The sequence below is a fragment of the Sulfuricurvum sp. genome, assembly GCF_028688295.1.
Taxonomy (GTDB): Bacteria; Campylobacterota; Campylobacteria; order Campylobacterales; family Sulfurimonadaceae; genus Sulfuricurvum.
In genome coordinates, this window is record NZ_JAQTYM010000013.1 from 35,713 (window position 1) to 45,638 (window position 9,926).

Annotated in this window: 12 protein-coding genes; 4 read left to right on the forward strand and 8 right to left on the reverse strand. The window is 43.2% G+C overall.

Going from position 1 to position 9,926, the window contains the following annotated elements:
• Positions 1-50: 50 nt before the first annotated feature.
• Positions 51-647 carry a hypothetical protein gene (locus tag PHR02_RS04795; protein WP_299989716.1) on the forward strand — a complete coding sequence of 199 codons (597 nt, stop codon included), beginning with the start codon at positions 51-53 and terminating at the stop codon, positions 645-647.
• A 63-nt stretch (positions 648-710) separates the two neighbouring features.
• Positions 711-842, forward strand: coding sequence for a hypothetical protein (locus PHR02_RS04800; RefSeq protein WP_299989719.1), 132 nt, complete (start codon positions 711-713; stop codon positions 840-842).
• Between the two features lie 13 nt (positions 843-855).
• On the opposite strand, the gene PHR02_RS04805 is transcribed toward PHR02_RS04800, so the two are convergent.
• The 7 genes from PHR02_RS04805 to rho all read right to left on the reverse strand — a co-directional run bounded on the left by PHR02_RS04805 (position 856) and on the right by rho (position 6,548).
• Positions 856-1,215, reverse strand: a complete 360-nt coding sequence (locus PHR02_RS04805; protein WP_299989722.1) for a cupin domain-containing protein — start codon at positions 1,213-1,215, stop codon at positions 856-858.
• 54 nt (positions 1,216-1,269) lie between these two features.
• The gene (locus PHR02_RS04810) at positions 1,270-1,923 is read right to left on the reverse strand and encodes a methyltransferase domain-containing protein (RefSeq protein ID WP_299989724.1); all 654 of its coding nucleotides are present in this window, start codon (positions 1,921-1,923) and stop codon (positions 1,270-1,272) included.
• A gap of 13 nt (positions 1,924-1,936) precedes the next feature.
• Positions 1,937-2,122, reverse strand: coding sequence for a hypothetical protein (locus PHR02_RS04815; protein ID WP_299989727.1), 186 nt, complete (start codon positions 2,120-2,122; stop codon positions 1,937-1,939).
• Between the two features lie 178 nt (positions 2,123-2,300).
• Positions 2,301-2,519, reverse strand: coding sequence for a cold-shock protein (locus PHR02_RS04820; RefSeq protein ID WP_294896378.1), 219 nt, complete (start codon positions 2,517-2,519; stop codon positions 2,301-2,303).
• A 199-nt stretch (positions 2,520-2,718) separates the two neighbouring features.
• Complete coding sequence (locus tag PHR02_RS04825) at positions 2,719-4,362, reverse strand: DNA polymerase III subunit gamma/tau (protein WP_299989731.1); 1,644 nt, start codon at positions 4,360-4,362, stop codon at positions 2,719-2,721.
• 112 nt (positions 4,363-4,474) lie between these two features.
• On the reverse strand, positions 4,475-5,221 hold the full coding sequence (murI, locus tag PHR02_RS04830; RefSeq protein ID WP_299989732.1) for a glutamate racemase: 747 nt from the start codon (positions 5,219-5,221) through the stop codon (positions 4,475-4,477).
• Position 5,222: 1 nt separating this feature from the next.
• A complete protein-coding gene (gene rho / locus PHR02_RS04835; protein WP_299989734.1) occupies positions 5,223-6,548 on the reverse strand; it encodes a transcription termination factor Rho in 1,326 nt (441 codons plus the stop codon).
• A gap of 260 nt (positions 6,549-6,808) precedes the next feature.
• Here rho and PHR02_RS04840 point away from each other — a divergent pair, with 260 nt between their 5' ends.
• Positions 6,809-8,434: a methyl-accepting chemotaxis protein gene (locus PHR02_RS04840; RefSeq protein WP_299989737.1), complete on the forward strand. Its 1,626-nt coding sequence runs from the start codon at positions 6,809-6,811 to the stop codon at positions 8,432-8,434.
• Positions 8,435-8,594: 160 nt separating this feature from the next.
• Positions 8,595-9,398 carry a formylglycine-generating enzyme family protein gene (locus PHR02_RS04845; RefSeq protein ID WP_299989739.1) on the forward strand — a complete coding sequence of 268 codons (804 nt, stop codon included), beginning with the start codon at positions 8,595-8,597 and terminating at the stop codon, positions 9,396-9,398.
• Here the strand turns inward: PHR02_RS04845 and PHR02_RS04850 are convergent, their stop codons facing one another.
• Positions 9,399-9,797, reverse strand: coding sequence for a YchJ family metal-binding protein (locus tag PHR02_RS04850; protein WP_299989742.1), 399 nt, complete (start codon positions 9,795-9,797; stop codon positions 9,399-9,401).
• Positions 9,798-9,926 lie beyond the last annotated feature (129 nt).

Sequence of the window (9,926 nt, forward strand, 5' to 3'; positions counted from 1 at the left end):
GATAGAACCGCATTTGCATACCCAAAAATAGTATATACCAAAGGGGACTTATGACGATTGACGTCAATCTATGCCGTGCTGATGAAACATTTTTAGCCGATATCGAAGAGATTATGGAAGATACGATGGTGCAGATGTTTATCCTCCATCCCAAATCGATTTCCGAGATAGAGGAAACCCAAGAGATTGCGGATGAGTATGAGAGTATCTTTTACTCTGTTCCCCTCTCTTTGCAGGATAATGCGGGGAGTAAGTGTGTTGCCTATTCTATCACTAGTGAAGCAGAGAGTATGCTCCTGAGCATTGAAAAGCCGATAGTCATCGATGCTGAACTATTAAATGATGCGATGATCACGAAACTGAGCGGATCAAGAGGTATTATCCTCAACCCGGCTCAGGAGTACAAGGCGTTAGAGGGATTTTATCTCGCGATGGGGATTGGAAATATCGGAGCGTTTGAGACAGAGGTATTAGCACAGATGAGTATGGACAAGATTGTTCTCCAAAGTACCTATCCGAATCATGGGTTTGATGAGATTATGGAGTGTGTCAAAGTGATCTCCAATGCGATGTTTAGACCGGAGCAGAGTATTATCGCCCGTGCGACGAAAAGTTCACTCGAATTATTCGGATTTCGTAAGAGCTGAGAAGTAGAGTATGAACACTAAAGACGTTATAATTCTAATTATTTTACAATTTTAGGAGAATCAATGATCCGTTTCGTATTGATTTCGCTCATGGGTATGTTAATTTTAGGCGGCTGTACGGCCAAAGAATTTAGCGATGGTGTGAGTGACGGTGTGGATGATGTTAAACGTGTGATTCGCGGGACCAATAACTAATCCCGCATCCTCGTTAGCACGCCAATACTTCGATAATGTCTACCCCTTTAGGGACGAGACATAAAAAACTGTAGGTTTCATCTCCAAGGGTCTCATAACTGTGAGGAACTCCGGCGGGGATGAGTAACGCATCTCCCGCACCCGCTTCAATCGTTTTATCTCCGATGATCACTTTCGCACGTCCACTCAGGACATATTGTTCATGTTCAACCGTATTGGTATGTAGCGGCATATGACCACCTGCGGCGATGGTAAAGTTACGCATGGCAAAAGTGGGGGATTCATCGGGTGAGAGAAGCATTTTCATGGCCACACCTTTACCCGCTTTTTGGGGAGTTGCTTCGATGGTGTCAATTTGTTTGTGTAGAAACATAGTTGCCTCGTAATAGTGAATTACGAAAGAGTAGCATAGGAGAGTTAAAAATTTCTAACGGACATAACGGAGCATCTGCCCCTTAAACGGTAGGGTAAGATAGGTCATATCCAAAGGTCTGCTCTGAGTAAGGGAGAAATCGAGATTCACCATCTTTTTACTGAAATTGGAGTGGTTTCCGCGCCCGGGATCGACAATGATCACTTCGCAATGCTCTTTGGTATGGCGATCGATAAATCCCGCTAAAAGGTTAATATGGTCTCTCTCATAAAGAAGATCACTTCCGATGATAAGATCGAATTCACCCAGCGTATCGTCTAAATCTCCCCACCCTGTACGGGTAAAAGGGATAAGTTTGTCGTTATTGATACGGACATTGACGTCCATAAAGCGTTCGGCTTCGGGATGGTAATCGGTGGCGGTGATATCGGCAGCTCGGTGATTGAGGACAAGGCTAGCGAGTCCAATCCCACACCCCACCTCTAAAATCCTCTTATCGGCAATATCAAAATCACTCATCAGATGAGCTAGAATTTTACTCGAATCCCAGATAACTCCAAACAGCGGCCATGACGCGGAGGATATCCCGAGGTTGTGTGCCATATCGTCGGTATCGTGATATTGTTGAGTATCTCTGAGGGTTCGGACGTGGATGTCAGCGTTGATAAATTCGAGGGTTTGATAACGGAATCGTAAGGGTGAGGTCATAGCTACCTTGCGCTTACGCGCGAAGGTTTAGCCACGATGGAGGATTATCGAAACTGAGTTCACTTTCGTGCCAGTCAGTTTTTTCGCCGTTTCGGGCGTGGAGTTGCCCGCCGATCAGGGTATATTGTAACCCTGTTACATTACTGGTAAGTTTTTTACCCTCTTTTAACGCATCTAAAACGGCTTCTCTGCTTTCCATAGTGGTCCTTTTAAAATCGGCTTGGAAAAACACCTACATAGTGTCTTAGTAAAATGATTTGTGGAAGAAATGGAATCTTTCGCATAAATGCGGAAAGCTTTAGGGGATTGCAAAGGACAAAACTGTCCTTGCCATCCAAATGAGCTTAGCTCATTTGGATGTGTAACACAAGTAGAAGTTACAGAGCTGTAACGTTTTCTGCTTGTGGACCTTTGTCACCTTGACCTACTGTGTAAGTCACTTTTTGACCTTCGTCAAGAGAAACACGGCCATAACCAGTGCTGTTAATTTGACGGAAATGTACGAATACATCTTTCCCGCCGTTATCTTGTTGGATAAATCCAAAACCTTTTTCGCTGTTGAACCATTTAACGGTTCCGTTTAGTACGTCTGCCATAGTAAACCCTTTGTTTTAAAAATACACTTCGTTGCCAAAGTGGTCGAAAATATAAAGTGGAGTATTCTAAGGTAGATCGTACTGTTAACTAAAAGGTCTTCAATAAAAAGCAAACCAAAGATGAAACTCTAAATCATCTTTCTTAATGACAAGTATAGCTGAATAAAAACTTAATAGCAAGGTTTTTCTTAAACTCTTTTTAAACTTTCGATTGAACCGTAATCTTGGTTGCTTCAAATAGCTCAGCGGCTTTTTGGATCATCGGTTCTTTGAGGACATCACTGCCATCGAACTCTTTAACACTGCTCTCATCGCATTGACTAACACAGCTTCCGACACCGATTTCAACATCTTCAACCATCGAAACAGGTTCGTCGAAACTCTCTTGAATAGCAGATTCAATGAGATCAGGCACTTCTACTTCTGCGATTTGCGGAGCAATCACTTCTGACTGTTTTGTGCACCCTTGCGATTTGATTTGAGTGGTAATCCCATAAATCTCTCTCACAAATTGGCGGATGATCCCAAAACTGTTTTTGAGGAGCTCTTTATCATCACCCTCTGCACAGCTCTCCCAGGTCAGTGTTTCATTCTCAAACGAGAGGAACATAACATTTTTTTGGAAGCAGATACCTAATTCTAAACTTCGATCACTAATCCGTTCACACAGTTGCTCGTAAAGAGATTTGACAGGCGGCGGCGTCTGGGTGACGTGGATGGTCGGTGCTTCAGTGACGTTTGCGATAACTGGTGCTACGGTTGTAACGTGGTTCGTAACGCGTGATTCAAGCGATTCGATCATTTCATCAATCTCTTTGATCTTGAGTGATTCGATCATTTTAAAGAGGGCGAGGCTAACCACAAATCCACCGTCTGCATTAATCGCAAAAAGGGTTTTGGCATCACTGAGGATTCTGAAAAATCGCTCGATGATCAGGGGACTGAATCGGTGATCCCCCTCATAAAGGCGCTCTTTGAGATAGGCGATTAGCTCATCAACAACCATCTCCGACTCATACGCTTCGAGTTCTTGGAGCATTGGAGTTAATGTCGCACGATCTTTGGCAAAAATAGCGTCAAAAAGACGGCTAATGTAATCGGGATCGAGAAGCCCCAACATATCGGCAACGGTTTTAACATCTACGAACCCTTTGGAGTAGATGATGGCTTGATCCATGAGGGTGAGGGTGTCACGGAGGCTTCCCGAACCGCTACGTGCCAAAATATCAAGTGCTTCGGCTTGGTACTCGATGTTTTCGAGATGGAGGATGTGACTCAGATGATGGACGATGTTCGGGTGGCTAATTCGTTTGAACCGAAAATGTTGTGTTCGGCTCAAAATGGTCGGGGGGAGTTTAAGCGGATCGGTCGTCGCGAGGATGAATTTGACATATTCCGGTGGCTCTTCTAGGGTTTTAAGGAGGGCATTGTGAGCCTCTTTGGTAAGCATGTGCACTTCATCGATGATAAAAATTTTAAACTTTGCACTTGCAGGGCGATATTTGGTATGTTCGATCAAATCGCGGATGTCATCGATTTTACGGCTTGATGCTGCGTCCATCTCGATAATATCGATGTGACGACCCTCATTTGCCATGACACAGTGGCTACAGACATCACAGGGTGCAGAAGTGGGGCCATTGTCACAAATGAGCGATTTCGCAAAAATCCGTGCTGTAGAGGTTTTACCCGAACCACGTAAACCTGAAAAGAGATAAGCGTGAGAGAGCCGCTTGGAATCCAGTGCGAGGGAGAGGGTTTGGGAGATACTCTCCTGTCCGATAAGCTCTTCGAAACGTCGCGGACGGTATTTGAGTGCTAATACCTCAGAATTTTGAGCCATGCTGTCTCCTTTATACGTCCGAGGAGTAAAACCCCTCGGTCTACGTTAACACTGGGTTTCCTTCGGCAGGATGCCCACGCGCAGTATACCGCGCTGTTCCTGAAAAATCCTATTATAAGGACAACCACTCTTTGGCGACGCGGCGAAGCCCTTCGGGATTTTCGGAAGCGAAAAATTTGAGGCTGGTCTCTTCATATCGTTTCGTAAAGTCGTAATGGCTCTCCAAATATTCGACGATCGCTTCGCCGGAGTGAATCAGGGTGCTTTTTCCTTCGAAATAGCCGTCAATCGCTCGTGCGACGAGGGGGAAGTGGGTACATCCGAGTATGATCGCATCGGGTGTTTTTTCTAATGAACTGAAATAATGGTGCAATGCACTTTGGAGTACTTCACCCTCATAGAGCCCCTCTTCGACGATAGGAACCAGCAGTGACGTTGCGATAGCGCTGAGATTTTTATACCCTAATTCGTGCAGCTTTTTTTCATAGGCTCCCGATTTGACGGTCGCTTTGGTTCCTAAAATGAGGATATTTGCATCGGCATCGCCAATAGCGTTTTTGAGTGCCAAAACCCCCGGATCGACCACTCCGATAACGTCACAATCGCTGTGTTCTCTCATCTCATCGAGAGCATAGGCACTGACGGTATTACAGGCGGTGATTAGGAGGTCGATTTCAAAATTTTTGAAAAATTCGAGGGCTTCGAGGGAGTAACGAATGATGGTGTTTTGATCTTTGACACCGTAGGGGACACGGGCGGTATCGCCGAAGTAGATAATCTCTTCAAAGAGTTTATGTTCCAACAGCGATTTTACGACGCTTAGCCCTCCAACACCGCTGTCAAAGACTCCAACTCTCATCTTATTTAGTCGACTCGTTCATACTGTCGAGGAATTCGATATTGGACTTACTTTTGAGCATGGTACTGTAGAGGAAACGGAGTGCTTCCACTTCGTCTTCTTGTTTGTGTAACATAGAACGAAGGACAAATACTTTTTGCAATACTTCCGGTCCAAGGAGGAGCTCTTCTTTTCGGGTTCCTGATTTGAGGATATCGATAGCCGGGAAGATACGGCGATCGGAGATTTTACGGCTGAGGACAATCTCGGAGTTTCCGGTTCCTTTGAACTCTTCGAAAATAACTTCATCCATACGGCTTCCCGTATCGACAAGGGCAGTTGCGATGATGGTGAGACTTCCGCCGTTTTCGATGTTACGTGCCGCACCGAAAAAGCGTTTCGGTTTATGGAGCGCATTAGCATCGACTCCCCCTGAGAGGACTTTTCCCGAACTCGGAGTAACGGTATTGTACGCACGAGCAAGTCGGGTGATGGAGTCGAGGAGGATCACGACGTCTTTACCAAGCTCAACGCGTCGTTTGGCACGCTCGATTACCATTTCAGCCACTTTGACGTGATTTTTAGCCGGTTCATCGAAGGTTGAACTGTAAACTTCTCCTTTGACGGAGCGCTCCATATCAGTAACCTCTTCGGGGCGTTCATCGACGAGGAGAACCATCAGTTCGATTTCAGGGTGGTTATTGGTGATACCGTGAGCGATCTCTTTCATCAGCTCTGTTTTACCTGAACGTGGAGGGGCGACGATAAGACCGCGTTGCCCTTTACCGATAGGAGAGAACAAGTCCATCATCCGTCCCGTTAGTTTGGTCGGCTGATATTCGAGTTTGATCTGCTCTAGTGCATAGAGCGGTGTGAGGTTTTCAAAGAGAGGACGTTTTTTAGACTCTTCAGGTGGGAGATAGTTGATCGCTTCGACTTTAAGAAGGGCATAGTAGCGCTCTTGATCTTTCGGTGCACGAACCTGTCCCGTAACGATATCTCCGTTACGCAGAGCGAAGCGACGGATTTGGGTGCTCGATACATAGGCATCGTGCATGGAGTCGCTGAAGCTTTGGTCTACCGCGCGTAAGAAGCCGTAACCGTCTTGCATAATCTCTAAAATACCGGTAAAGAGGATGAATCCCCCTTGCTGAACTTGTGTTTTTAGAATTTCAAAAATAAGATCTTGACGTTTAAGTTCGTTAGGATCTTCAATGCTTAATGAGGTAGCAATTTCGAGAAGGTCTTCGAGCTTTTTAGTACGGAGGGCTTCAATCGTGAATCCATCTACAGGGACATGGGTACGATTTTTTGTGTTGTTTCGAGGAGTTTTTGCGGTATCGCTCATGCGTGGAGTGCCTTAAAGTGTCTGGATTTAATCGGCGAGTTCTAGGTGAGATGTCATTGACAGGTCATTTTTTTGTTTTGACATTATAAACTATAGCGAAGCGGGTTGTCAAGCGGTGAGAAAGACTAACGTATTAATACGATTCCTATAACTTTCAACTTAATCTTAGTTTTTAGTGGATAAAGTTTAAAGTATTATAGTTTTTATTTATGTGAACCCATTGAAAAAAATTCCCTACTTTAAAGATAAAGGATTTTAGAATGTTATTTTTCTATCAGTTTTCCATACGTACGATTTTAAAGGTTGTGATGGGAATTATCACCTTTTTTCTCTCTATTAGCGTATTGATCAGTTATAACTTGGTGAATGAAATCGAAGAGATGCTTGAAACTCAGAATTCAAAAACAATTCCTCAAGCAATGCATTATATAGATCTAAAAATTAGTGTTATTCAGATTCAACAATGGTTGACAGATATCTCGGCTACTCGTGGACAAGACGGTTATGATGACGGATACGCAAAAGCGCAAGAATATTATAAAAAAGCGTCTGGGACGATTGATAAAATGATTGCGGAACATGAGGATGAGCCTGCGGTAAAAGCCGATTTGGAAAAATTCAAGAAAAATTTGGATGATTACTATTCTATTAGTAAAAAAATGGCGGAAGCATATATTGAAGGTGGGTCGCCTGCAGGAAACCCATGGATGGGTAAAGTCGACCCTTATGCTGAGGAACTGGCAACGCGTTTAGATGTTTGGGTTGATCAGCATATTAAAGAAGTAGAAGATCAATCTGCCGAAATAACCGCACTCTCAAACAGTGTCAAAATCAAAAATTTTTTACTCTCCAGTGCATTGTTCTTAGTAGTTGCGATTGGATTTTGGATTATCCGTATTGTGTTGGATGGTGTGAAGCAATTAGTAGAACGTATTGAATATTTATCTGATTTGGATCTGAGTAAAACCATGTCACTTAAAGGAAAAAATGAGATTGCACAGATAGCGAAACACCTCGAAAGTGTTCGTCTCCATTTGAGTCATTTTATCGATCAGGCTAAAATGACTTCTAATGAGAATGCATCTGTTGCGCATCAACTTTCAGTGACTTCGTTGCGGGTAGGTAGTTCCGTCGAAGAGTCCTCAAAAATCACCGATCAAGTCTCGAATAAAGTTGAAGACATTACCCATGATATCGATGAAGTTATCACTCACGCTCAACGCAATAAAAGTGAAATAAAAAAAGCTGGCGATGCACTGCTACGGACAACAGAAAAAATCACTATTTTGACTGGACAAGTACAACAAAGTGCACAGGTCGAAAATGAGATGGCAATTCGTATCGAACAACTCAGCAGCGATACTAAACAAGTCAAAGAAGTTTTGGGAATCATCTCTGACATTGCTGATCAAACCAATCTTTTGGCATTGAATGCGGCTATCGAAGCGGCGCGTGCGGGTGAACATGGACGGGGATTTGCGGTCGTTGCTGATGAGGTACGAAAACTTGCTGAACGGACTCAAAAAAGTTTGTTAGAAATTCAATCTACTATTAATGTCATCGTCCAAGCAATTATTGAAGCGAGTGAAGAGATGAACCGTAATTCAAAAAATATGCATGCGTTAGCAGAAACATCACATGAGGCAGAAGCGGAGATTGTGACTGTTGCCCAAACAATGTCTCAGGCTATGAGAACGACTGACGAAACAGTGAGTATTTTTGCCCACACAGCTGAAATGGTTCAATCGATTGCCGGTGAAGTGAAAAAAATTAATGATCTTGGTTCTATTAATACCCGAAGTGTTGAGGAAATTTCGAAGGCTGCCGATCACGTTAATGAGATGACTGAGAATCTCAATACTCAATTAAATCTTTTTAAAATCTGACATTATTTCTCTATGCATCGATAATCTTTAGTATCAGCCTTTTTTCAGCGGATTTTCTCCTCTGATAATCCTCGACAGGTATCAAACTTATTAAAGATGTGAACGCTTTTTGCTACACTGATTTTTATAAGTGTAATAAACATATTTTAAAAGGTTCATTTTGTTCGATTTTTTAAAAAAGAAAACCGAAGAAACTGCCCTGATTGAAACGGTAGAAGCTCAACGAGATTTTACGAATTCAATCGGGATGGAGTTTCTCTACATTGATGGCGGAGAGTTCATGATGGGACGTAATCCGCAATACAATGAAGGGGGAGACGTCGAATCTCCCGAACATCCTGTCAAAATCAGCGGATTTTGGATCGCAAAATATCCCGTGACGCAAGAACAGTATTTTAAACTTACACGTGTCAATCCATCGTATTTTAAAAATGATAAAGTGGAAGAGGAAAATTCACGCCGACATCCAGTAGAACAAGTGAGCTGGTTTGATGCCAAGGGATATGTGGAGTTAATAAACCGGTATGAGGGCAAAACACGCTTTTATGCGCTACCAACGGAAGCTCAGTGGGAATATGTTGCAAAAGCAGGAGGTAATACCCGTTTTACGTTTGGTGATTCTGAGGCAATGCTGGATGATTATGCTGTATATGAATACACGGCAAATGTTCGAACGGCAACAGTAGGGACCAAACAACCTAACCGATTAGGGATCCATGATTTGATGGGGAATGTATGGGAGTGGTGTGAAGATGACTTTTTTGCCAACTATAACAGTGCGCCGAGTGATGGAAGCCCCCGCATTGGCGGAGCTGAGGGAGAGTCGTTTAAAGTGCGTCGTGGTGGAAGCTATAAAACGGGGTATATGTGTTTGCGGAGTTCATTCAGGGGATACTCTCGCCCCGATTTTATCTCGAACGATCTAGGTTTTCGGCTTGTGATTAATGGGGATCCGTTACATTGATTAGATAAACTCACCGCTTTCGTAGAGCCATTTCCCCTTTATTTTTAAAAAGCGGCTTTTCTCTTTGAGGATACCGCGATCTAGCAGTGCTTCAAATGTTACAAATGCTTCTGTTTCTCCATCGATAACTTCTACAATTTTTAATCCATTAAATCGCGTGCTGTCCGAAAACTCTAAAATACTTTCTTTCCAGTGTGTTAGATCCTCCGTAAAATCAGTGTTATCGGGATGTGTTGTAGTCATGATGTATTCACTCAAACCAAGGGCAAAGGCACTGTAACGTGAACGCATCAACTTTTGGGCATTCGAGGGAAGTATCCCTTTATGATAAGGTAGACAACAATGTTTGTATTTTTTGCCGCTGTGACAGGGGCAGGTGGAATTGAGAGAAATTTTCATATTGTCTTCGTTTTTTTTAGTTTATTATAGCGTAAGTATTGAAGCGGTATGCTATGAGATTATTATTCAAAAAAGGACAACAATGGAAGATATGCATTCTTTGATTCGAGAAAAACTTCGAGCCTTTCG

Bases quoted from the DNA above. Each gene is read 5' to 3' on its own strand.
- PHR02_RS04800 (WP_299989719.1), top strand. From the start codon at position 711: ATGATCCGTTTCGTATTGATTTCGCTCATGGGTATGTTAATTTTAGGC.
- rho (WP_299989734.1), bottom strand. From the start codon at position 6,548: ATGAGCGATACCGCAAAAACTCCTCGAAACAACACAAAAAATCGTACC.
- PHR02_RS04795 (WP_299989716.1), top strand. From the start codon at position 51: ATGACGATTGACGTCAATCTATGCCGTGCTGATGAAACATTTTTAGCC.
- PHR02_RS04820 (WP_294896378.1), bottom strand. From the start codon at position 2,519: ATGGCAGACGTACTAAACGGAACCGTTAAATGGTTCAACAGCGAAAAA.
- PHR02_RS04840 (WP_299989737.1), top strand. From the start codon at position 6,809: ATGTTATTTTTCTATCAGTTTTCCATACGTACGATTTTAAAGGTTGTG.
- PHR02_RS04825 (WP_299989731.1), bottom strand. From the start codon at position 4,362: ATGGCTCAAAATTCTGAGGTATTAGCACTCAAATACCGTCCGCGACGT.
- PHR02_RS04815 (WP_299989727.1), bottom strand. From the start codon at position 2,122: ATGGAAAGCAGAGAAGCCGTTTTAGATGCGTTAAAAGAGGGTAAAAAA.
- PHR02_RS04850 (WP_299989742.1), bottom strand. From the start codon at position 9,797: ATGAAAATTTCTCTCAATTCCACCTGCCCCTGTCACAGCGGCAAAAAA.
- murI (WP_299989732.1), bottom strand. From the start codon at position 5,221: ATGAGAGTTGGAGTCTTTGACAGCGGTGTTGGAGGGCTAAGCGTCGTA.
- PHR02_RS04810 (WP_299989724.1), bottom strand. From the start codon at position 1,923: ATGACCTCACCCTTACGATTCCGTTATCAAACCCTCGAATTTATCAAC.
- PHR02_RS04805 (WP_299989722.1), bottom strand. From the start codon at position 1,215: ATGTTTCTACACAAACAAATTGACACCATCGAAGCAACTCCCCAAAAA.